Origin of the sequence: Chryseobacterium takakiae (assembly GCF_900129385.1) — a bacterium.
GTDB lineage: Bacteria > Bacteroidota > Bacteroidia > Flavobacteriales > Weeksellaceae > Chryseobacterium > Chryseobacterium takakiae.
In genome coordinates, this window is sequence record NZ_FQVO01000004.1 from 125,429 (window position 1) to 150,693 (window position 25,265).

The 25,265-nt window shown below is 37.8% G+C and carries 17 protein-coding genes; 6 read left to right on the forward strand and 11 right to left on the reverse strand.

The window, feature by feature from the left end; translation table 11 throughout:
• Positions 1-18: 18 nt before the first annotated feature.
• Positions 19-1,716, forward strand: a complete 1,698-nt coding sequence (kdpA, locus tag BUA76_RS07190) for a potassium-transporting ATPase subunit KdpA (RefSeq protein ID WP_072884124.1) — start codon at positions 19-21, stop codon at positions 1,714-1,716.
• A gap of 149 nt (positions 1,717-1,865) precedes the next feature.
• Here kdpA and BUA76_RS07195 read toward each other — a convergent pair whose 3' ends face one another.
• Complete coding sequence (locus BUA76_RS07195) at positions 1,866-2,225, reverse strand: four helix bundle protein (RefSeq protein WP_072884125.1); 360 nt, start codon at positions 2,223-2,225, stop codon at positions 1,866-1,868.
• Between the two features lie 229 nt (positions 2,226-2,454).
• On the opposite strand from BUA76_RS07195, the gene kdpB reads away from it, so the two are divergent.
• The 5 genes from kdpB to BUA76_RS07220 all read left to right on the forward strand — a co-directional run bounded on the left by kdpB (position 2,455) and on the right by BUA76_RS07220 (position 10,190).
• Positions 2,455-4,542 (forward strand): potassium-transporting ATPase subunit KdpB, encoded by a 2,088-nt coding sequence (gene kdpB / locus BUA76_RS07200; RefSeq protein WP_072884126.1) that lies wholly within the window; start codon positions 2,455-2,457, stop codon positions 4,540-4,542.
• 642 nt (positions 4,543-5,184) lie between these two features.
• Positions 5,185-5,799 (forward strand): K(+)-transporting ATPase subunit C, encoded by a 615-nt coding sequence (locus BUA76_RS07205; RefSeq protein ID WP_072884127.1) that lies wholly within the window; start codon positions 5,185-5,187, stop codon positions 5,797-5,799.
• Between the two features lie 144 nt (positions 5,800-5,943).
• On the forward strand, positions 5,944-7,026 hold the full coding sequence (locus tag BUA76_RS07210; protein ID WP_072884129.1) for a porin: 1,083 nt from the start codon (positions 5,944-5,946) through the stop codon (positions 7,024-7,026).
• 192 nt (positions 7,027-7,218) lie between these two features.
• Positions 7,219-8,337 carry a histidine kinase gene (locus BUA76_RS07215; protein ID WP_072884130.1) on the forward strand — a complete coding sequence of 373 codons (1,119 nt, stop codon included), beginning with the start codon at positions 7,219-7,221 and terminating at the stop codon, positions 8,335-8,337.
• A 128-nt stretch (positions 8,338-8,465) separates the two neighbouring features.
• Complete coding sequence (locus BUA76_RS07220; RefSeq protein WP_072884131.1) at positions 8,466-10,190, forward strand: ATP-binding protein; 1,725 nt, start codon at positions 8,466-8,468, stop codon at positions 10,188-10,190.
• Positions 10,191-10,318: 128 nt separating this feature from the next.
• On the opposite strand, the gene BUA76_RS07225 is transcribed toward BUA76_RS07220, so the two are convergent.
• The 10 genes from BUA76_RS07225 to BUA76_RS07270 all read right to left on the reverse strand — a co-directional run bounded on the left by BUA76_RS07225 (position 10,319) and on the right by BUA76_RS07270 (position 25,187).
• A complete protein-coding gene (locus BUA76_RS07225) occupies positions 10,319-15,847 on the reverse strand; it encodes a pyocin knob domain-containing protein (protein WP_072884132.1) in 5,529 nt (1,842 codons plus the stop codon).
• Positions 15,847-16,866: a hypothetical protein gene (locus BUA76_RS07230; protein ID WP_072884134.1), complete on the reverse strand. Its 1,020-nt coding sequence runs from the start codon at positions 16,864-16,866 to the stop codon at positions 15,847-15,849. Before BUA76_RS07230 ends, BUA76_RS07225 begins: the two co-directional genes overlap by 1 nt.
• A gap of 15 nt (positions 16,867-16,881) precedes the next feature.
• On the reverse strand, positions 16,882-17,724 hold the full coding sequence (locus tag BUA76_RS07235) for a hypothetical protein (protein ID WP_072884135.1): 843 nt from the start codon (positions 17,722-17,724) through the stop codon (positions 16,882-16,884).
• 461 nt (positions 17,725-18,185) lie between these two features.
• Positions 18,186-19,997 (reverse strand): pyocin knob domain-containing protein, encoded by a 1,812-nt coding sequence (locus BUA76_RS07240; RefSeq protein WP_072884137.1) that lies wholly within the window; start codon positions 19,995-19,997, stop codon positions 18,186-18,188.
• Position 19,998: 1 nt separating this feature from the next.
• Positions 19,999-21,417, reverse strand: a complete 1,419-nt coding sequence (locus BUA76_RS07245; RefSeq protein ID WP_072884138.1) for a phage tail protein — start codon at positions 21,415-21,417, stop codon at positions 19,999-20,001.
• A gap of 2 nt (positions 21,418-21,419) precedes the next feature.
• Positions 21,420-22,268 carry a hypothetical protein gene (locus BUA76_RS07250; RefSeq protein WP_072884139.1) on the reverse strand — a complete coding sequence of 283 codons (849 nt, stop codon included), beginning with the start codon at positions 22,266-22,268 and terminating at the stop codon, positions 21,420-21,422.
• 178 nt (positions 22,269-22,446) lie between these two features.
• Positions 22,447-22,680, reverse strand: coding sequence for a lysozyme (locus BUA76_RS19540; RefSeq protein WP_072884258.1), 234 nt, complete (start codon positions 22,678-22,680; stop codon positions 22,447-22,449).
• A gap of 76 nt (positions 22,681-22,756) precedes the next feature.
• On the reverse strand, positions 22,757-23,863 hold the full coding sequence (locus tag BUA76_RS07260) for an HNH endonuclease (RefSeq protein WP_072884140.1): 1,107 nt from the start codon (positions 23,861-23,863) through the stop codon (positions 22,757-22,759).
• 155 nt (positions 23,864-24,018) lie between these two features.
• Positions 24,019-24,618: a glycoside hydrolase family 19 protein gene (locus tag BUA76_RS07265; RefSeq protein WP_072884141.1), complete on the reverse strand. Its 600-nt coding sequence runs from the start codon at positions 24,616-24,618 to the stop codon at positions 24,019-24,021.
• Entirely contained in the window at positions 24,615-25,187 is a 573-nt protein-coding gene (locus BUA76_RS07270) for a hypothetical protein (RefSeq protein ID WP_072884143.1), read from the reverse strand. The genes BUA76_RS07265 and BUA76_RS07270 overlap by 4 nt, the downstream gene beginning before the upstream one ends.
• Positions 25,188-25,265: the final 78 nt, after the last annotated feature.

A 25,265-nucleotide genomic window follows, 5' to 3' on the forward strand; every position in this document is an offset into this window, starting at 1 on the left:
ATCTAACTATCTAAAAAAATGAATACAGAAATTACAGGAATTGTTCTTATGTATACGCTCGTGGTTTTGCTTGCAATTCCGCTGGGAAGATATATGGGAAAGATCTTTACTAAAGAAAAAACCTGGCTGGATGGAATTTTTAATCCCATCGACAAATTATTTTATAAAATTTCCGGGATAAATCCTGAAAAGGAAATGAACTGGAAACAGCATCTTACCGCTTTGCTTACCATTAACGCGGTTTGGTTTCTCATTTCCATGTTTGTGCTCACCAATATGGAGTGGTTACCGCTCAATCCGGACTATAACCCTTCCATGAGTGGGGATTTGGCATTCAATACAGCAGTGAGCTTCGTTACCAATACCAACCTTCAGCATTACTCGGGGGAATCCGGATTATCTTATTTGGGACAATTAACCTTAATGCTTTGGCAGTTTATCTCTGCAGCCTGCGGTATTGCAATTGCCGCTGTGGTTTTCCTTGCGATGAAAGAGAGAACGACTGATAAATTGGGGAATTTTTATTTTCTATTTATCAGGACCTGCACCAGAGTTTTGTTTCCTATTGCTGTAGTGGTAGCTTCTCTGTTGGTTTTCAGCGGAACTCCGATGACTTTTGAAGGAAAAGACACCATCACAACCTTACAGGGAGATCAGGTGGAAGTCAGCCGCGGTCCGGTTGCCGGATTTGTGGCTATTAAACAGCTGGGAACCAATGGAGGCGGATTTTTCGGTCCAAACTCTGCACATCCACTGGAAAACCCAAGTTATTTCACCAATATCGTAGAAACTGTTTCTATTATGCTGATTCCTATTGCCATGGTATTTGCAATGGGGTATGTTTTAAGAAGAAAAAAACTGGCATGGACAATTTTCGGGGTAATGACTGCAGGATTCCTGTTATTATTAACACCAACGGTTATTAATGAAATGAACGGAAACCCTGCGATCGAAAAAATGGGAATCGCTCAGAATTTGGGAAGTATGGAAGGAAAAGAAGTTCGTTTCGGACCGGCTGCTTCGGCCTACTGGGCCATCAACACCACTGTAACCAGTAATGGTTCTGTGAATGCAATGCACGATTCTCTGACTCCGCTTTCCGGAATGAATACCATGCTCGGAATGATGGTGAATGCTTTCTATGGCGGTGTTGGGGTAGGTTTCTTAAATTTTTATATTTTCATTATACTTGCTGTTTTCATCAGTGGATTGATGGTAGGAAGAACCCCTGAATTTTTAGGAAAGAAAATTGAAGCTAAAGAGATGAAAATTGCCATGATTATTGCGCTGCTCCACCCTTTCTTAATTCTTGTGGGTACTGCCATCTCCAGTTTTATGGTTGCGCACAATCCCGATGAGTACGGAAGCTGGCTAAATAATCCTGGGTTCCACGGTTTCAGTGAGATGCTGTATGAATTTACCTCATCCAGTGCCAATAACGGAAGCGGTTTTGAAGGATTGGCAGATAACAACCCGTTCTGGAATATTGCCTGCGGAATCGTGATGTTGATGGCAAGATATTTACCAATTATCGGCCCGGTAGCTATTGCAGGAAGTCTTGCCGCTAAAAAATACATTCCTGAAAGTGCAGGAACCTTAAAAACAGATACAGCGACATTCGGTTTAATGGTATTTGCGGTAATTGCTATCGTGGCAGCTTTATCATTCTTCCCTGCCCTGGCTTTAGGACCACTCGCAGAATATTTTAGTATGTGATGGGGAAGTAAAAAGTAAAAAGTGAGAAGTGAGAAGTGAAATGTGAAAAGCTAGCTGTTAAAGGCATACAACCCATACAAAACATCCCAATCCTTCTTACATCTTACTTCTTACCTCTCACCTCTTACCTCTTACTAACATCTTACCTCTCACCTCTCACTAAGCAATTTTCTTTTCAAACCATAAGCAAGTTTACCAATGGTTTCAAGCTTGTGATTTAGCAAATTAAAATCTTCATCAGATAAAAATTCTAACTCTACTGAAATGATAAACAAGGTGTCAAGTTCTGCAATCGAACCAATAGCAATATCAAGAAATCTTACAAATTCTTTTTTGCTGGTTCTTGCAGCTCCTTCAGCAATATTCAGAGGAATTGATAACGCTGCTCTCCGCATCTGCGAAGTAATGCCGAAAAGTTCTTCTTTAGGAAAAGATTTAGTAATCAGGTATAAATCTTTTAGTAATAAAATGCTGTCGTTCCAGGCCTTTAAGTTTCTATGAGGTTTCATCAAAAATGTTTTTAAAAAAATAAATATAAGTAAAAAGTTAAAAGTGAGAAGTAAGAAGTAAGAAGTAAGAAGTAAGAAGTAAAAAGTGAAAAGTGAAAAGTGAAAAGTAAGAAGAGCTGAGAGGTAAAAAGATAAGAACTATCCAAATCATTTTCACATTATAACAATCACTTTCCATTTCTAACAATAACTTTTCACTTCTAACATATAATTTCTAACAAATAAAAAAATGAAAGGAAATAACAATTTGTTTCAGGCAGAATTAATCAACGAGGCATTGAAACAATCTTTTATAAAACTGCACCCTTCAAAAATGTTCCGCAATCCGGTGATGTTTATGGTGTACATCGGAACTTTGGTTATGGCCGGAGTATGTATCTGGATTGCATTGGGTGAACAAAGCCAGGGAGGCCTGGTTTACAATATCATTGTAACACTGATCTTATTTATAACCCTTCTTTTTGCCAACTTTGCAGAGGCCATTGCTGAAGCAAGAGGTAAAGCTCAGGCGGATTCTTTAAGAAAAACAAGAGAAGAAACGCCCGCTAAAAAGGTGATAAGTGAGGTGTTAAATGTGAAAAATCTCTTCGCCCTGGAACCTTCTGACTTTTCACTTATAACTTCTAACCAATTAAAAAAAGGTGATGTTTTTGTTTGTGAAGCTGGAGATATCATTCCGTCTGATGGCGAAATCATTGAAGGTTTGGCAACAATTGACGAAAGCGCCATCACCGGAGAATCTGCTCCTGTAATCCGTGAATCTGGCGGAGATAAAAGCAGTGTAACCGGAGGAACAAAAGTGCTTTCAGACAAAATTAAGGTAAAGGTAACAACAGAACCGGGAGAAAGCTTCCTTGATAAAATGATTGCTTTGGTAGAAGGTGCTTCCAGACAGAAAACACCGAATGAAATTGCCTTAACCATTTTGTTGGCAGGATTCACATTGGTTTTCATTATTGTAACGGTTACTTTAAAACCATTCGGTGATTATGCCAATACGCCGATAACCATTGCAGCATTTATCTCCTTATTCGTTTGTTTGATCCCAACAACCATCGGAGGATTGTTATCAGCCATCGGTATTGCGGGGATGGACAGAGCTTTAAGAGCCAACGTGATCACCAAAAGTGGTAAAGCGGTAGAAACGGCAGGAGATATTGACGTTCTTTTGTTGGACAAAACAGGAACCATCACAATCGGAAACAGAAAAGCAACGAACTTCTATCCTGCTAATGGAGTTGATGAGAAAGTTTTAATAAAAGCAGCTGTATTAAGCTCTATGGCAGACGAGACTCCGGAAGGAAAATCCATCATAGAACTTAGTGAAAAGTTAGATACAAAAGGTATTGTGAAGGAAGAACTGTCATTTCTAACTTCTCACTTCTCACCTGCATACATCAATTTCACAGCCGAAACAAGAAGCTCCGGTATTGATTATGAGAACACACGAATCAGAAAAGGCGCAGCTGACGCAATTAAAAATATTGTTACAAATTCGGGCAATCTATTTCCGGCAGAGGTTGAGCAGAAAGTCAGAGAAATCTCGCAGAACGGAGGAACACCGCTCGTGGTTTCAGAGAATGAAAGAGCTCTTGGGGTTATAGAACTTCAGGATATCATCAAGCCGGGAATCAAAGAACGTTTTGACCGTCTGAGAAAAATGGGTATTAAAACCGTCATGGTAACAGGAGACAATCCGCTGACTGCAAAATTTATTGCAGAAAAGGCCGGAGTCGATGATTTTATTGCAGAAGCAAAACCTGAAGATAAAATGAATTACATCAAAAAAGAACAGTCGGAAGGAAGACTGGTAGCCATGATGGGTGACGGAACCAACGATGCTCCAGCTTTAGCTCAGGCAGACGTAGGCGTAGCCATGAACAGTGGAACCCAAGCTGCAAAAGAAGCAGGTAATATGGTGGATCTTGATAACGACCCGACTAAACTAATTGAAGTCGTTGAAATCGGAAAACAGTTATTGATGACCCGTGGAACATTGACAACCTTTAGTATTGCGAATGACGTTGCCAAATATTTTGCGATCGTTCCGGCATTGTTTATTGCTTCAATTCCGGCTTTGCAAGGTCTTAATATTATGGGACTTCACTCTCCTGAATCAGCGATTCTTTCCGCAGTAATTTTCAACGCGATTGTAATCCCAATGCTGATTCCGTTAGCTTTGAAAGGTGTTGCTTACAAACCGATCGGAGCAAGCGCATTATTGAGAAGAAATCTTTTGATTTACGGTTTGGGGGGTGTTTTAATCCCATTCATCGGAATTAAATTAATCGATTTAATCGTTGCCGTTTTTATTTAAAAAGTGAGAAGTGAGAAGTGAAAAGTAAGAAGTGAGAAGTGAGAAGTAGAAAGTCAAATTTGTTTACAGCACTTCAATATTTTACTTCTTACCGCTAACTTCTTACTCTTAATCGTGTCCATTTTATTTTATAACATTATTGTGAAAGTGAGAAGTGAAAAGTAAGAAGTGAGAAGTGAGAAGTAGAAAGTCAATTTGTTCACAGCACTTCAACATTTTACTTCTTACCGCTAACTTCTTACTCTTAATCGTGTCCATTTTATTTTATAACATTATTGTGAAAGTGAGAAGTGAAAAGTAAAAAGTGAAAAGTCAAATTTATTTACAGCACTTCAACATTTTACTTCTTACCGCTAACTTCCTACTCTTAATCATGTCCATTTTATTTTATAACATTATTGTGAAAGTGAGAAGTGAAAAGTAAAAAGTGAAAAGTCAAATTTGTTTACAGCACTTCAACATTTTACTTCTTACCGCTAACTTCTTACTCTTAATCATGTCCATTTTATTTTATAACATTATTGTGAAAGTGAGAAGTGAAAAGTAAAAAGTGAAAAGTCAAATTTGTTTACAGTGCTTCAACATTTTACTTTTTACCTCTAACTTCTTACCTCTCACTATTAAAACCAAACATTCAAAACTATGAAACAGAATATTTTACCAGCCATCAGATTAACACTGTTCTGTGCTGTGTTTTTTTCAGGAATTTATACTTTTATAATCTACGGAATAGCTCAGGCTGCTCCCAATAACGGAAAGGGAGAAATTATTTTAAGTGAAAAGTCAAATGTTAAAAGTAAGCAGTCCGGAAAAGCTTCTAACATTTCACCAAAAACTTCTTACTATTACGCCAATGTCGGACAGAAATTTGATAAGGATGAATATTTCTGGTCCAGGCCTTCCGCTGTAGATTATAATGCTGCGGGAGCGGGAGGAAGTAATAAAGGGCCTTCGAATCCTGATTACCTGAAAGAGGTGGAAGGAAGAATCGAAAACTTTTTGAAACACAACCCAACAGTTAAGCGTTCTGAAATCCCTTCGGATATCGTTACCGCCAGCGGTGCAGGCCTTGACCCGAATATCTCTGTTCAGGCGGCTAAAGTTCAGGCTCAAAGAATTGCCGACATCAGGAAAATCAATATCAACACTGTAAACAAACTTATAGAAAAAAATACCGAATCACCTTTCCTTGGCATGTTCGGAACTGAAAAAATCAATGTTTTAAAACTCAATATCGCATTAGACGGTTTAAGGTAATAAATGAAAATAGTGAAAAGTAAGAAGTGAAAAGTAAGAAGTGAGAAGTGAGAAGTGAGAAGTATTTGAAAACTTTTTCATTGATTACTTTTCTTTTATATCTTTTTACATTTTACTTCTAACCTCTTTTAATAAAATTTAAAAATGAAGAAATTATCATTACTTGCATTTGTAATGCTTGGAGCAGTTTCTGCACTGCACGCTCAGGAAGAAACTAAAAGCCCTCTAAAAATCTCCGGTTATGCAGAAGTGTATTACCAGTATGATTTCAATAACCCTGAAAACAACACAAGACCCGGATTTGTGTACAGCCACAACAGAAACAATGAGGTTAACCTTAATTTGGGATTTGTAAAGGCCAACTATGAAGCCGAAAGGTTCAGAGCGAATGTAGCTTTAGGCGTCGGAACTTATATGAATGCCAATTATGCAGCAGAACCGGATGTCTTAAAAAATATCTATGAGGCCAATGTTGGAGTAAAAATATCAAAAAACAAGAACCTTTGGATTGATGCAGGTGTAATGCCATCACACATCGGATTTGAAAGTGCTGTCAGCAAAGACTGCTTTACATTGACAAGAAGTATGCTTGCAGACAACTCCCCGTATTTTGAAAGCGGAGCAAAAATCTCTTACACCAGTGACAGCGGAAAATGGTTTGTAAGCGGTCTTGTTCTGAACGGATGGCAGAGAATTCAACGTGTGGACGGAAATTCCACGGTTGCTTTCGGACATCAGTTAACTTTTAAACCTAATGAAAAGATTACGTTAAACAGCAGCTCTTTCATCGGAAACGATAAACCGGACAGCATCAGACAAATGAGATATTTCCACAACCTGTACGGAAGTTTCCAGATCAATCAGAAATTTGCACTTATCGCAGGTTTTGATATCGGTGCAGAGCAGAAAGCTAAAGGAAGCGAGCAGTATAATGTATGGTATTCTCCTGTAGTGATCGCCAAATACTCTCCAACCGAAAAATTAAGTTTTTCAGCAAGAGGCGAATATTACAGTGACGAAAAAGGTGTGATCATTGCAACGGGAACTGAAAACGGATTAAAAACATTCGGATATTCTTTCAATGCAGATTACTGGATTCTCCCTAATCTTGTCTGGAGAACAGAAGTTAAGAATTTAAGCAGTAAAGATGATATCTTTTTGAACCGGGACAATAATTTAAAATCCAACAGCCTTACGGCAATTACGTCACTGGCGGTAAGCTTTTAGGTGGTGAAAAGTGAGAAGTAAGAAGTGAAAGGTAAGAAGTTAAAAGTAAAAGGTAAAAGGTGAAAGGTGAAAAACCAGATAAGGAGAAAAGTGAAAAAATTACTAATCATTTCTTCTCATTTCTTACTTCTTACTTCTTACTTCTCACTTCTCACAACTCTCAAAATCATTACATTTGACAGATAATTCGTTATGAATAAAAATTCTGCACAGGACTTTCTCGACCTGATCAAAAAGTCAAGACGGGGAAAATTTAAAATCTACATCGGAATGAGTGCCGGTGTAGGGAAAACCTACCGTATGCTGCAGGAAGCTCATGCTCTTCTGGAAAACGGAATTGATGTAAAAATAGGCTATATCGAAACCCATTACCGAAAAGAAACACACGCTTTATTGGAAGGATTGCCTGTCATTCCCAGACGAAAATTATTCTACAAAGGTAAAGAGCTTGAAGAGCTGGATGTTCAGGCAGTTTTAAATCTCCGTCCCGAAGTAGTAATTGTAGATGAACTTGCGCACACCAACATAGAAGGCAGCAAAAATGAAAAGCGCTGGCAGGATGTGGTGGAAATTTTAGATGCGGGAATCAACGTAATTTCTGCGGTCAACATTCAGCATATTGAAAGCCTTAATGAAGAAGTAAAAGAGATCACCGACATCGAGGTAAAGGAAAGGATTCCTGATTCTATTCTTTCTCAGGCAGATGAGGTGGTAAATATCGATCTTACCGCTGAAGAACTCATCAACCGTCTGAAAGCAGGAAAAATTTATGACAAAACGAAAATCAACGCAGCATTAAATAATTTTTTCAGGGCGGAAAGCATTTTACAGTTGAGGGAACTTGCCTTAAAAGAGGTGGCTTCACAGGTAACGAGAAAAGTAGAATCTGAAGTTACGATTCATAAATCGTTAAAAAAGGAAAAATTCCTGGCCTGCATCAGCTCTAATGAAAAAACGGCAAAGAATGTAATCAGAAAAACAGCAAGGCTGGCGAATTATTACAACAGCCAATGGTACCTTCTGTATGTTCAGGTTCCAAGCGAACGGTCCGACAAAATTGCATTAGACAAGCAGCGACATTTGATTAATAACTTTAAATTAGCTACAGAATTAGGTGCGGAAATTATTAAGGTTGAAGATACGAAAATAGCACATGCTATCATGACGCAGTGTGAAGAAAGAAATATCACCACCGTCTGCATCGGGAAACCTCATCTGAACCTCTGGAAGATTATTCTGGCAACTGATACTTTCAATACGCTGCTTAATAAACTTTCTCAGGAAAACATAGATTTGGTTATTTTAAGTTAGATGTTAAAAGTTAGAAGTAAGAAGTAAGAAGTAAGAAGTAAGAAGTAAGAAGTTGAATGAAAAAAGTTAGAAGTAAAATGTAAAAAGTGTTATTGTTTCATTTTTTACTAAAAACCTTTCATTATCCTATGAAAATTAAAACAAAACTCAATATCGGTGTCGGAGTTTTATTTGTGATGATTGTCGTGCTTTCCGTATTAAGCGTATGGAATATCACAAAACTGAAAAAAGACACCAATAATATTCTTGTTGCGAATTACAATACGCTGGAATATTCCCGGAACATGCTGCTTGCTCTGGAGGAAATCAATTCTGATCCGTTGGCTTTCCAGGTTTTTGAAAAACATCTCGAAAAGCAGAAAAAAAATGTGACGGAGCCCGGAGAAAAAGAAACTACAGAAAAGATCATCACCCATTTTGCAAGCCTTAAAAATAATCCGGAAAATACAAGCCTGCAATCTTCCATCAGGAAAGACCTTACGGAACTGATGCAGCTTAACATGTCTGCGATTCAGCATAAAAGCAGTGTTGCAGATGATACGGCCCAAAATGCCATTACCGTTATTTCCGTGGTGGGGATGATCTGTTTTTTACTGGCGTTTATTTTAATGGTAAATCTTCCTTCCAATATTGCAGACCCTGTGCGGCAGCTTACGGCGAGCATCCGGCAAATTGCCAATCAGAATTACAAGGAAAGAGTGCATTTTGAAGGAAGCAGTGAATTTAGCGAGCTTGCAAACTCTTTCAATACCATGGCTGAAAAGCTTCAGGAATATTCTGAAAGCAGGCTTGATAAAATTTTAAAGGGTAAAAAACGCATCGAAACCCTTATTGATAATATGCGGGATCCTGTAATCGGAATTGATGAGCATAAACGCGTCTTGTTTGTAAACAATGAAGCATTAAGCATTACCGGGCTTCAGAAAGAAAGTTTCGTAGGACAATTGATCCAGGATGTCGCTGTGAATAATGATCTGGTTCGAAATATTATCAAGGATCTTCTTTATCCTGATGAAAGCCCGGACCTTGAACCGATGAAAATCTATGCCCATGGAAAAGAAAGCTATTTTGAAAAGAACATTATTGATATTAATATTGTCCCTACCGGTGAGCAGGACAGCCAGTTTATCGGCCAGGTAATTATGCTTCACAATATTACCCCTTTTAAAGAGCTGGATCTTGCAAAAACCAATTTTATAGGAACCGTTTCACATGAGTTTAAAACGCCGATTTCATCGATCAAAATGGGTTTACAACTTCTGGAAAATGAAAAAATAGGCAATCTGAATGACGACCAGAAGAATCTCGTAAACGGAATTAATGAAGATACCAACAGGCTCCTGAAAATTACCGGGGAACTGTTGAACATTGCACAGGTGGAAAGCGGCGCCATGAAATTAAACATCGGCCCATCCAAAATATCAGATATTGTACAATACGCTGTAGAGGCTAATAAAGCAGCTGCAGAGCAAAAAAATATTACCCTGGACATTAAAATCGGCGAAGGAGTTGAACTCGTAAAGGCCGACAGTGAAAAAACCTCATGGGTTCTTAATAATTTGATTTCTAACGCTATACGATATTCTTATCAGAATTCCGAAATTATTATTAAGGTTCAGGAAGTGAATGATGTTGTTGTTTTTTCAGTAAAAGATACGGGACAAGGCATTGAACCAAAGTATGTTAGCCGGATATTTGATCGTTATTTCAGGATTCCTGGCAGTAAAAAAGAAGGTACGGGTTTGGGGCTAAGCATCAGCAAAGAACTTATCGAATCTCAGGGTGGCAATATAGAAGTTGAGAGTGAATACGGCGCCGGAAGTACTTTCAGGTTTACGCTTGAAAAGATTTAAATGGAAAAGCGACTATAAATTTTTATGAACATAATAATCCTGCACCGCTTCTTCGAAGCGGCGCAGGATTTAAATAACTTATATAATTTGTAAGATACTGTTTACATAATTGATTATCAATATTATTCTTACCAGATCATGTCACAAGGCTGCAGGCGTTCTGCAATCACTCTCAATGAATTAGTGACATATAATCTAAGGAAGCAGCGCGATTCAATATTATATACTTTATTTCCCTGAATTCTTACTTCCATACCGTTTCCGTTATGGTCAAAATTATAAATGACAATTTGTTGTTTCGGATAGATTTCCCTAAGGTTTACGACCATTATATCCTTAGAATGTTCACCAATAATATGGATCAGCCTGTTTCTATCATTTAATTCCAGATATCCTGACTGGTCAATTTCGTACTCATGAGGATCTAATCTGATGGCGTATTCTGATTCATCATTAATAATTTCATCCCTTAAATCGGCGGTTTCTCCATTAGGAATAAACAGTGTATCCGGTCTTTCTTTATCTGATTTAAAATTATTTAAAGCTTTTACAGATCCGTTTACAATAAGTTTATCTGTACCGTTAGACGGCATTCCCATTCCGAAAAGGCTGTATTTACAATCGAAATTTAAGCCGTCAAAATTATCATAGGCAGAACCATAAAAATAGTATTCATCACGTTTTGCAGCAAGAAGCCTTGTTGTCTGATTGTCGATAATTCCGGATTCTCCGCCAAAATAATTATCTGCAAGTACCAGACCTGTATTTTGGTGAACTGTAAATTCTTCATTCAGCTTTAATCCGTACTGGTAAGCATAGTTCCACTGCTGAATATTAGAGACCGTAAAATCTGCTGTAGTCCAGATCTGCACCCATGCAGTCCATCTTCCTCCCACCATTGTTCTTTGGTAGGTAATATTAGGAGTATTTCCCGAACCGTATGAAGTAGCGGTTTGCTTTACCCAGGTACTGTCATGGGTTTCAACTGCCAGATACCACCACCCGCTGTTATTCATAGGCGCATTGGCCAATCCGGAACCTCTGTAAAAGCCTGTTTTAAAGTAGCTGTTTAAGTCCGCACCGGGAATCATCACAGATGTACCATCCGGAGTACTTAAAAAATTATTCTGCAAATAGGCCTGTGTTGCCAATGCAATGTAAGCCTGCGTTCCTCCATTATTAAAGTAAATGTACGGATATTGCGAACCGTCTGCGGATGGATAATTACCCGAAGAAAACCCAATTCCTGCTGCATTTTCCAAGGCATTGGCTTTACCATTCAGCTGATTTAAATTAACCGCATGAGATCCTAAAGTACCGTTAGGAATTACCGGACTTTGAGTGAAAGTATTCGTGTTGGTAAAGGTTTGTATCCCTGCTAAAGTAGCGTATCCTGAGAGTTGGGAATTTAAACCTGACTGGCTTATAAACCCATAGCTATTCATATAAGAACTAATATTTCCTGAATGAATAACGTCTTTCCAATCGCTCCATCCCTGATTTCCGGAACCGTAATAAGAACCTCTGAACTTCATTCCCCCGCCGCTTCTTTCAATAGTTAGCTGTTGCCTTCCATCCGAAGAGTTTAGGTTTAGAGTCGTTGTGAAACTATATCCGGAAGTAGGACCTTCCTGCCTGTAGATTCCTGATTCTACAACATCTTCCAAAGCAGGTACATGTCTTAAGTTCTTAAAAGGATTATAATTTCCTTCATGCAATATCATCCATGATTCAGATCCATCTGCATTTTCTATCCTTGGATCTATGCCGTTGCTTCCTCTGTTAATATAGACTCCACCACCTGCTTTTTTGTAGATCTTACCTCCTTCAAAAAAATTAATTCCGGAATTATCAAGATTAAAATTGATATTCCTGTCCAGATAAACTCCTTTTATATTAAATGTATAAATTCTGCCGGCTCCTTCATAATCAAAATGAACATTGGTATTGGTCTGTAATACCATATGCGGTAGCGATGGGTTACCAAGATAAAGAGTCTCTTTCTGAGGATTGAGTACCTGTGCTCCAATTAAATTATCGCTATAAAAATATCCGTAATTAGATCTGAGGCCGCCATTCTGATCTATTATTAATGATGCCGAATTACCAACTGAACCCGGAACTTTTAATTGAATAAAATCACCATATGAGCCATCCCACCCTCTTCTTAGAAGGGTTCTCTGGGTCCATGAACCGGCTCCTGCAGTAATTAAAGGATCAACAGATTCATTAAAATCAATCGTTTCATTTTTAGCATAGAATGTTTCTTTTATTCTGGAAAAGACAGAACTGTTTATTTCATACACTTCAGCAAAAGCCAAAGTAAATTCCATTGCCGTATCCGGGCCATCAACATATACATGACCTCCGTTTCCAAAACTGTTTCCTGTACCACATATAACAGCTCTTACATAGGTTTCCCATTTTCCCGTTCCGGATCTTGGAGTCAGCCAGCTAATTGAAGCATGATCGCCCATATAGTTTTCGGCATTGTTAAATGAATAGCCTATAGGCAGCTTAGCCATAAACTTCTGGATAAACACAGCATTGGCTCTGGCATTAAACCCTAATATAAATCCACCCAACCCCGGCGTAGCTCCATTCCCATTATAATTAAATCTCAGCTGTATTCCTGACCTGTTTGGCAGATCAGATGCGGCTTCCCTGGTCATGGAGACTGTACCGTTGCCATAATTATTATAAACTCCTATTCCATTTACTCCATATCTGAATTCTTCATCTCCATATAATGGATAAGCTCCCTGCAATGCAAGATTAAGCAAGGAAAAAGGCCCCATCTGCGGATTGGCTACCGATGATCTGTCCCATCCCGAATAGATGGTATTCTGAAAACCTATCGTTTTGGTGGCATCAATGGTTTGGGTAGTATTGGACGTAACATAACTTCCTAACTGAGAAGACAGTGCAAAATCCGAAATAGCCTTATGGCCTCCTCCTCCCAACAAGATTAATGAATTATCGGAATGGGCTTTTATAAATCCTTGAGAATAAACAGTACCCGGAAAATTTGTATTTCCGCTTTCATCAAGAAGGGTAGCTGTTCTTATGAGACTTGTAAAAAGGCCACCGTACTGACGTATATAAATCGGTTCGTTACCATCATCACCCGTTGCTATTTCCAGATAGCCCTGATTTGATCCTGCAGTATTGCCATACACCCGCCAATAATCATTATCACCAACCTGTCCCATAATTCCGCCAACATTGTTTCCAAAATTGATCATGCCGGTCATTGTACCGCCAGCCCTTGGTAAATAATCATTTAAGCTGGATGAGGTTAAAAAATCTGAAACCGCTTTGTGGCCGCCTCCGCCAAGGAGCACATAATTATTATCAGATCCGTCTTTTATATATCCTGCAGCCCTTACATAATCAAAATTATTTCCATTGATGTCCATAAAGTAAAAACCATTACCTCTGTAGCTTACTGTTGCGGCATACAATCCGGGCTGATGAAATGATATTGTTGGATAAACCAAATCGGTATTGCCGTTTCCGTTCACCATTAAAGGAGCACCTGAATAGCCATTACCATCGCCTCCGGCAAAAGTTTTCTTGGAAATTATGGTCTGTTCTGTATGAAGACTGACAAAATTGCTGGAATTTGCCGCTACACTGTTCCATCTGTCAATTTCTGATTGTGTAAAATTTCCGGTATGCCAGTAATCAACATATGACTTATATGGAGAAACTCCCTGCGGACTTCCCTGAAATTGTCTGATTCCAGGTCCTGCTTTGCTAAACATAATTAGGTTTTGGCTGCCACCCGAAGAATCCTGATATCCCCCGAAATGAAGGTAGTCTGCATAATGACTGGCTTGATCACCGTTATTAAACCAGTTTGTAAAGCCCATCTGTAATCTTTGAGTTCCCAGATGTGCCGGCTGAATATTCCTGTTATCCCAATAGCCTCCAAAGTGTCTCCACTCATTGATTTCACCGGAACTGATTCCGTAAACAGGATGTGAGGTTGGGATATAGCTATTAGGATTAAAATTATTCGGAGTCCAGAAATCTGATAAAGGCTTATGATCTCCGCCTCCTAAAAGAACCTTACCGTTATCAGACCCATATTTATAGAATCCTCTTGCCGTAATGTTTTCAAATCCGCTGCCATTAACATCCGTAAAATAAAATCCCTGGGCATCACCTCTGTAACTAACAGTTCCGGCATACAAACCATATTGATGAAAAGCAATGGTTGGGAATATGGTATTTGCGGGACCATTACCTCTCAGCTGCAGCGCAGCTCCCAGATAGTCATTTCCGGTAGCTCCGTTAAAGTCCTTTCTTGCATTAATAAGCTGTTGTTTATGAGTATTTACGACTCTCGAATCTCCATTAAAATTAGTACTTAGTATCGTATATTGCAGAAGCAGCGGGGTAACATCGCCTCCCCAAACAACATCCCAGCTGGAAGACAAAAATGTGTCGTCTCCGCCATATGCCTGTACATCTGTAATTGCTATTCTGGAATAAGCAACCTCAATAATGGGTCTTATATAGAAAACTCCCGTAGCGGGATCTTTATAAAACTCCACTCTATCTATGTGTGCAGAATCACCTGCTTTCCAGGTAATTGTAGGCTCATAAACATCTCCTAAATAATTATAAATATTAACCTGAAACTCATAGAAAAAATATGGATAATTATACAGTTTTACGGTAAAAGTTACCATATTTCCGGGCCGTGCTCCAATTTTAATTAAAGGATTCGACTGGTATCCTCCATAACAACCTGCAAATGCGGATAAAGCGATATTATTGCTAATTATTGACCCGGAGTTTTGAAAGTGTCCTACATTTGAGAGATTTTTAGAATTAAGATCAACATTTTGTGAAGCCCCATTAAAAGGCACATAATTACCTGTTAAATTATTTAATTGTGATGCTACCCAGCTTTTATACGCTATTTGCTCCCAACCGCTCCAGTTTCCGCCACTAATCGACTTTACAAACATCTGGTTTTCACTATTAAACCCTAACAAGTTTCCATAGTCTCCATCATGCGATGCGATACTGAGTATTGAGTTTGAATTGAGCTTACTGGGAAATAAATTTGCCGAACTTTGATCAACCCGTGTAATAAACTTAAACTTATTATTTTCAAATAAACCGTGAACATCTGCCAGATATGCCCCGTCTTTAAATAGATAATCATGAGTGTGGCTATTTGCAGAGAAATCTGAAATTGATTTTTCCCCTCCACCTCCCAACAGAACTTTACTATCATCAGAATTTGCTTTTCTGAATTCAGATGCCACGATACCTTTATGGCCTGTATCATTAAAATTTTTTAAATGAAATAAACCGTCAAAATTAATCTTTCCCGCATCCATTCCGGCACTGTAAAATACGATGCCGGCTTTTGCGCCACCGGCTCCATAAGTCCACAACGTGGTATCTTCCGGATTGGAATTTCCGGAAACATAGAAAATTTTCCTGCCGCCAATGTCCTGTGCAGTATTGGTTGTCATTACACTTAAATCAGAAACTATTTCCGCATGTGTCCTTGTGCTTATCTTTTTCGTTACGGGGTTCCAAACCAATACAGAACCTGTATCGTTCGGAACGCCATTCACGATTATTTCGCCTTCTACAGCGATGTGATTGTTAAAATATTCCGGTGCGATCATTAATCTAATCTTGCAGTTAAAGTAATTCTGTATTCGTTCGGTGTAAGAGGTGCCAAAACATCTATCTGTACATCATGTGGAGATTTAGGCAGGAAGCTTACGTTTATTCTTCTGTTATCTGTATTACGATAACAGGCATAGTCAACATCCCAGGTATTCCATCCGTGAGTAATGGCAAAGGTAACGGAGGAACCATCACCGATCTGCCAGGTCTTTGATTTTATTTTTTCATCCAAAACTATTTTGGTGGCTCTGGGGGTCATTGCTTTAGTAGTATTGTTTCCGGCCAGCGCTTCAACATCCGTAGCAATCTGAATAAGTCCTTTCACAGAATCTGTAGCATCTACGATATCCGGAATTCCTTTTTCAATGATCTGATAATTGGCCGGTATATTTGAACCGCCATCCGTATTGGCAATAAGGTGGTCTCCTACAGAAACAGGATTATTTCCCACCCAGCCATTTGCCGTAATGACCCACACCATCCCAACTTTAATGCCGGCTGATGTAATGGGTGACGGAGCGGCCATTGAGCCTTCAACAGCAGAAGGAACATATCCTCCCGGCTGATAGATCAATGCACCTGTAAGACTTTGTCCTAAAAGGTTTTCAACATATGTTTTAATTTTATTTGACGACCATGTGAACGTTCCCGACTGAATGGCATCATTCAGGAAAATGGAAACAATATCTGCATTGGTAAGGTTTCTTCCTGCTACTTTGATAACATGTCCGGAACTGTTGGTAAGAATCTGACTTAGCAAAAGAAGTCCGCTGGTCTGATCTGTCTGGAACGGATTATTGGTAAGAGGATAATCCGGATGAACATAGTTATTAGCAAGGTTAATCCATTGCGCCCCATTCCATTGATGCAGTTCATTTTTATAATCAATGATCCAGCCTGCGGGAACTCCGCTCGTATCAGGAAGTGAATCAAAATACTGGAAACGTGTACGTAGGAGCTCTCCAAAAAAATTATCCTGATTTGCGTTGTTGCTTATTACTGCGTTTTTATTCATGGTATTTTATTTTTTTTATGGTTTAACTTTTAAAATGAGAATATTGATTGGGTTAACGATTGCGCCCAGCATATTAATCTCAATGGTCTGGTTGGTTGCATAATCGTCGATATTTATTTTTTTACCGGTAACACTATCGCGTGCCTGGATGATTACATGTTCCGTTTCAACAGGGTTAGTAAATACCGTGCTTCCCGTGATCTGTACCAAGGCGCTTGTTGGAGTCTCCGAGATGACCAAGACCTTTTCGTAAATCTGCTGATTAAATTCCTGCTGGTTTTTGGGGCTTTTCAGCCAGCTGTAATCCAGTAAGAGCTTTACTTTGTCTTCTTTTGTTCCTTCTAATGAAATCGCTTTTAAGGCTTCAATATCAATACGGTTTTTCTTTATGAAATCAACTATTTCCTGAAGTTCATCAAGAGAAAGATCGTTGGATAAGAGTAACTTTTTGATATTTTCTATTTCTGACTCCAGATTGGTATCTGCCTCTTTCAATTCATCAACAAAACCATCTGTCTGTGTTTTAGTATACACATTACCCGGCTGATCCGTACTGTCAATAATACCTGCATTTACAATTCCCAGTTTATTTTTCCAGTTGCTAACATGAGCTGAAGTAAGATTATTCGCATTCAGCAAAGCAAGGTGCGCGGAGTGAGCATCAGAGTCACTAAGGTGTTCCTGAAACGCTTCTGAACCGGCAAATAATTGAGAAAGATCTTCAAGTCCTTCAATATTCTCAACCGGAATTGGATAATCCTTGTGATAAAAAGATGAAAATGTTGCTTTAAACTGTGCTTCAGTGGGAAAATCTCCGCTTTGAAACCAGCTGAAAATTGTATGTAATGGTGTATTCATTTGATTGTTGAATTAATGATATAATTGAGAATAAGTGAGGCATTAAAGCATTTTTAAAAACGCACTTATTTCATTAAATGATTCTGATTGGTTTTGGAAGATTATGTTTTGCACCGGGCAAAAGAAACTGTATGAAATTCAACCCGAATTATTAACCTGTCCGTTGAATATAATGATAACCGGTACCGGTATGGTATACTTTTCAAATTTCCTATTTTTTCAGTTCCCGGGAAAGTTTTTTGACCTTTATGGTCCGTAGCTGCAGTAAAGTTTCCATTCAGGATCCGGAGTTTAATATCTGTACAGGTATATTTCTGTCTGTATAAAAATTATCTGAACAATAGACCATCATTAAAAATAAATCAGCGCACAGGAATATCCACACACGCTGATTAATTATTTCTGAACATGAATATTTTAAATCAATGATTCACTTTACGTTACAGTTTTGCTAAGAAATATTAAGAAGCAACGCAGTTTCCTATATTCATCGTTTCCTGAATTATTCTTCCGTTGCTATTCATGTAATACCTTGCGCTGCTTTTCGGAGGTATGGTAAAATTCACGCTGGTATTGTTTACTATAAATTTTGCCTGATTTCCGCTAATGTTCATGACAGTAATTTCCTGGTATTCATGCATAACTCCCATTACTATGGTTCCTCCGTCAAGAAGTGTCAATTTTACAATCCGGTTTTTGGTGGCGTAGTTATTTGCAGTACCAGCAAACTCCTTATCATCCGGCCTGAGCCTGATATATTCATCTTCCCGGGCTATTTCGTGGGACAGATAGTACAAACTTCCGTCTCCGCCATATACATCATTGTTATTGCTGGATTCTGAATAAATACCGAAAGGAATTCTTATCGTTCCGTTAAAATAATGATTATGAGAATCCGCTGGTTCCACACCGCCATAACCGATATGCCCGTTATTTAAATTAATAGCAACACCATCGTAACCTCCTGTTTTACAGCCAACTTTTACATAGTCTTTCTCTTTCGCGGCAATAAGGAGATCGGCTTTTTTATCAAATAAACCTGCGATCTCAGCCGTACTGAGATTTAACAGCATAATTTCCCAACCCGGAAATGGTTCGTTAAGTTTTATGAATCCATCTGTTAAATTCGTAAGCTGAGATACATTTACCGCATGATTATCTGATGTACCGGCAGGAATTATGGGGCTATTTGTAAATGTTTTTGTGTCATTAATTGTTTCAGCCCCATTTTTACCTACGAATTGATTCAAAGCCTCGGTTTTCGTATAGTAATTGCTTAAAGCTGATTGCTGTACGGAGTTATTCCAATTGGTAATATTACTCTGATTGAAATCTATTTCGGACCATATTCTCAGCCAGCCACTAAAACTTGCCCCATCATAAATACGCTTCCAGGTTCTGCCATACTGTAAATCACTGTATTCCTGTACAACCCGGGTACTGGAAGTTTTATAAATATTTAAACTCCCGGCCAGGCTAATTGGGTAATTCCTTGCTGGAGTAGCATTAGAGCTGGCATGCTGATAGTAAAAACCGGGTGTCAAAAATGTATTTAAATCAGCAGTAGAAAGTAATGCGGCAGATTTAGGAACTGAACCGATATTATTCTGATCTACCCATGTTCTGGTTGCCACAACTTCCGTAGCAATTGACAGAAGCTGAGTGTATGTTGAAACATCTGTTTCAATGGTTTGAGTCCACCCTTTCGACCAGTCGAAGTTCGCACCCTGATGAAAAGCTGCAACTCTTTCAACCTCTACTTTCAGATATGTATTCCAGACCGTATTCGATTCCCCGATATTAATACACACATTTCCGGAAGCATCAAGTCCGACATTAATTACTGATGAAGGAAAATTATCAGAACATTCAATAATAGCCTTATGATTGCTATTAAGCACAGTTGCGGAAAACTTATAAAATGATACCCTTACGGTTCCTAATATCCGGGCATTCCACCCGAATATTTTGATTGTTACATCGAACATCGTTGCAAGCGAGGTGGCCTGTGGAAATTTAAAACTTAAAATTCCTGTCTGGGCACCTGCATAAAGTCTTTGGTACACTTTATTAAAAACCCGTGTATTATTTTCAAATCGTGAAAGACTTCCTGTTGTGAAATTAATATTTTTATCAGCCATATTAATTTCTGTGCCTGCAGGAATATATGAGGCATTATCTACAGAGCCATCAGCTTTTAAAAACTGAGCTGCAGTACCGTTGACTACTCTATAGCCTTTCGCAGAAGTATAATATGCGTAATTAATATCCATTCTATAAATCTAAGTTGGTTACCACTACTGAAATTGGATTAGGAGGTGTAGAATCAAATTCTATGGCTACACTTGTTGTATCGATTGGTTTTATTCTTCCGTACACCTTGTAAGAAGTAACCGTATCACGCATGGTAATCTCAACGTTAAGGGTGTCTAGGTTGTGAGCTAAAGTTGAAGTTCCTGTAATATTGGCAGTGTATGTTTTTGAAACATTGCTTCCGGCCGTCACCAAACCTTTAGCGTTTACGGTAACCCGGCTGTACGTTCCTGCAGTTACCCCGGAAGGTGCCAGTGTTAATGCCGAAGTGGCATTTGCCGAACCGTCAAATGAAACACTCCAAGTTGCGTCACCAGAAGCGGCGATTGTTCTTGGGGTGGTTAATTTAGCAGCCGATCCGCTGGTATTGATGGATGCAGTCCCTGTTAACAATGTTGCTGGAACAGCAGTAACGGGAATGGCAACGTTTCCGGATCCGTCAATCGTTTGTGCCGTTGCAGTAACTCCAGAAAGGGTGATGGTTCTTGAATTCGTCCATTTTGTAGCAGAAAGAACACTTTTCGCAGCATCAGCAGTATTATCAACGTTGCTTAAACCAACATGAGATTTGTTTAAAACCACAACTCCTGTTAAGCCATTTACAGAATCTACGGCTCCTGAAGTAATATAAACAAATGTTGTTCCTGTCCACCGATATGTTTTATTGGTATCAAGAGACACATAAATTTTGCCTGTTTCACCGGTGATAAGATTGGTATAAGCTGCTTCTTTATAGAACTTTCCGTCGGCAACTTTATAATATCCTTCCAGAACATCATCTACATAAGAAGGCAATTGAGATGCAGGAACCAATCCGGCGCCATCAAGCATTGCAACACCGTTTGCTGCACCTTTTTGTGATAATGGGATATAATTGGCAAGATCCGTTGTGGTAGGTACAGATCCTAAAGAAACCGTTATTCCGCTGGCGGTCTGCGTGATTGCCGTAACCACGTTCCCCGTTCCTGAAGTTGTAACCGGTAAAGAGAATGTAGTTCCTGTAAGGGTCAAACCATTACCTGCAGCATAAGTTGTATCTGTGGAATCTAATTTAATGGTATTTCCGGATTGGCTGACAGACATATTGGCACCCGCAGCAAGCGTAATATCTCCGGATACGAAAGAGCCGGAGGTACCCCCTTTTACACGGGTAATCGTGTCCGGCGTTGTAAATGATCTGTTTGCCGAAAGATCATAACTTGTTCCGTTAATTGTTAACGTTCTTGTCTTGGGAACGTAATCTGACGGAGTAAAATTTCCGTCATGCCAGAAAGAGCTGATGGAGCGCGTTCCGCCTCCGGCTGTTAAAATGTCGTTGTCTGTTTTTCCTACAATTTTGTATCCAACAGAACTGTGGTAATAAGCATATTTAATATCCATAATTATAATTTTTTAATGGTTAACTGAATCATATTGGGCGGTACTGAATCAAACAGTACATCGATGGTATTGGGATCAATTCTCCTTACCTTAATTGGTATTGAAAACAGGGTAACGGTGTCGTAGGCGTCAATTGCAAAACTTAACGTATTAAGATCATGCTTTATCCTGGAATCATTCTGCACCTTCTCTTCATGTCTGATTTTTTCAGACCATGTATTTTCAATATGCCGGATTTTGTCATACACTAAACTGTTAAACTGGCTTTGATAGCTAATGGTTCCCCAGTTTGAATAACTCCCCACAAGGCTGATCTTATCATCCGAACTGCCTCCTGAAAAAAGATCGTTAAGCAATTCTATCTGCCTCCTGTTTTCTTTGATATATTGTACGATTTCGTAAAGTGTATCAAGATTTGCATCATCGGAAGAAAGCCTTCCGGTAATTTCCTGAATGCGTGCAAGGAGATCATCATTCTTTTCGCGGAGTATATTCAAAATCTGCTCTGTCTGTACTTTCGTATAGACATTTCCGGTATCTCCGTCACCATCAATGGTGGCTGACAGATTAATTTGTAATTTTTCTTTCCATGCGTTGATATCGGCAGCAGTAAGATTGGACGCGTTGAGCTTTGCAAGTACTGCAGTGTGTGCGTTTTCATCTTCCAGGTGATGGTTGAAAATTGTGACAGGAAGTATATTCTGAACTGCTTCCTGTAAACCTGTGACTTCATCCATCCTGATTCTTTCATCTGTATGACGGAATGAAGAAAAGGTTTGTTTAAATTGATATTCTGTAGGAGAATCGCCTTTTTCAAACCAGCTGAATATTGTTGTTAATGGTACTGCCATGTTTATCCGAAATTAAGTTTGAGTTCTTCTCTGATCACAAATTTTTTGTTTTTAATTATATTCATGTCTACATTTTTCATTGGCTTTAGTTTTCTTTTTAAGTGATTTTACAAACTCGTTGAATTCAACTTTTCTTTCATTCGTTTTTTAGGAATACAAAGACGGAAAAGCGCAGTTCCTATTTCGAAAAAAACAGATCGGCTTCCGCTTTCCTGCGCCTGATGAGTCCGTTCAGAACTTTACCTCCGGCGGTAATATATCTTGACGTAAACCATTCTCTGATGGCTTCCGGATTTGCTTTTTTATTGATTAAAGAAAATAAGGTATCAGATCCTCCCGTATTGTAGGTATAGGATACCAGCGCATCAAACTGGTTTTGTGTAAGTGCAGTTTTAATTTTATTACTGACTATTTTTTCATAAGAGAATTACTAAAACTAAAATTAGAACTCCTAAAGTCCGTTTATATAATTCTATGGATGATAATATTTATATAGGTTCTATTAATGACTTGGTTGATTGTCTTGTTAAAATAATTGTTTCTCCAAAACCTAAACTTCCATTAATGGCTCTATTCCACTTTCTAACAAGGATATCTTCGATTCCATCATCATTCAGATCTGCTCTAAATTGTTCACTAATAGATGTTTTAAATCCATCAAATTCGATTGAGATATTATATAAATTTTCTTCAGTTACATTTACAAGATTCTTCCTAAATAAATCTCCTACAGAGTCTTTATTCCGAATATTAATATGAAATTTTTTTTCAGGATCAAAAAGTATTTTTGGGGATAAATAATCTAAATCAGTAATCAAAATATCATCTAAAAAAGAAACCTTTGGCAGTTTAGCATTTTTTATTGCCCTTAGTAAATTATCCAAAAAATCAACATTTTCTGAAAGCTTTATATCTGTATTTGTCAAAGGATAAAAGCCTTTATTAGTTGCATCAATCCATTCCCTCAGATTTGAAATAGTAACTTCATCATTGACATTATTTCTTAGATCAATAGATTCAAAAACGCCACCAAAAATCATTTTTTTATCATAAAGACTATCTAAATTTATATCAAAAGAAAATTTGTTAAAAGAATCATTTGCAAAATCAATAGCAATAGGTAATTTTATTTCTTTTTCATGCCAATCAACACTCTTCTTTTCATTAATTATATTTGTCAAATCATCTAAATTTATATGATTCTGATCTAGTGCAGACACAATTTTTGAATATAACTGGTTAAAACTATTATTCCTTTTAAGTGTATTAATTTCTCTTTTTATAAGTTCAACATTTTTTGCATTTAGTCCTAGATAATAAAGTATTGACGCTTTGTTGAAAACAAGATCAGTTTTCCTTTGGTTGCAAATTCTATGTGTAGGAACAAGATTTTCAAAGCTATTTATTGTAAAAGACTCGTTTAAACCATATTCTAAAATCAATTCCTTTAGTTTTTCTTCTGATAAACCTTCAGGAATTATGTGATCTATGTGTAAATCTTTAAATTCAATATCAGTATAACAATAAAAACATTTAGCTTTGTTTGCCTTCCAAATTCCCGTTCTAGTTGAAGCATCAAATGAAGTTTTACTCATGATTACCAGTTTACTATCAAAAATACAATGTTTTCACAAAAAATGACTTTTTTTTAATTTTTGAAATATTAATTTTTCTTACAATTTAAATCGTTTTAAGGCTTTATAATATAATATTTTAAACATTTACAATATCATATTTAAATTATGTTTATTTATATAAATATAGTTTTATAATAGTTTAATCTTTCTTTTCGTTTCTTAAATCCATTAGAATCTCCATATTTTACAGTAAGTCTGCCCATATTGATAAGATCACTTATTCCATCAAGATCATCTTTATCAGCAAAACTACTTAATCCTTTACGGTTCCAAAAATCAATTGCTGCTATAAAGGCGTTTACTTCTTCTTTTAACAAATCTGGATTTGAAACGAAATCTATTCCTGTCCTTTCTTTTAAAATTTTCATTTCATCAAACCCTGTATGTTGCATATACCCTCCACCTCTATATTTATAACCATCACCGCTTGCTTCATTTCCATTCCCCATTCTATTGGCATAAACATAATTTGCCATCTTAACAGAACTCTTTAAATATGAACTTACAAATGCATCCGTTTTGTTTTTAAATGGAGTCCTAAATACTGCTCTTGCATTTTCAATAGTTGTATAATAAAGGCTCTCTCTTTTAGGAAGTAAATTTGACTCATGATCCAATTGTGCAAAAAAATGGGCAAGCCTAATGGAAGTATTTATTCCTTTTTTATCCAGAAGCGTTTTATATTTTCTTGATAGTTCAAATGATGTTTTCATCTTTTAAAATATTTATAGGTGAAAAACAGGAGGATCACAGTGATTCCGAAAACGGTGATGAAAATCCATGCTGCAATTCCAAAGCCTGTTACTTTTATTCTTTTTGTTTCCTGGGAAACTACCGAAGCTTTTTCTTTTTCAGTTTCTTTGGAAACAGTATTCTTATTTGCCTCACGGGAAATATTGCTGAATGCTTCTTTTATATTTTCAGTCTTTTCGTTCGATGCTTTTGCATAATGATTGCGGATGGAATATTCTGCATTTCCCATAATGGAAATACTCTGAACAGTATCTTTCCCAACAACATTGTGAAAAACAAAAGGACTGGAGAGATCTGATTTCCCCGTAATTGAAAAATCTCCGGATATTTCATTGATTTTTTCCTTGACTGCAAGGTCTTTCAATTCACTCTGAATTGTTTCTGAATTTTGTAAATTCAGGGAATCCACTTTCACTGTTTCAGTTTCCCGGATATTTTCTCTTGAAACGGTTGTTATTTTTTGTTTGCTTCTGCAGCCGCCGAGTATTACGCCACTGAATATCATCAGCAGCAGGATTTTTGCTTTCATCAGCTTTATTTTTAGTAGTTAATTGTATGATCTGTTGGTTGGTTTAAAGCCAGGAGGACAAAGTTGTACCGGGTTCTC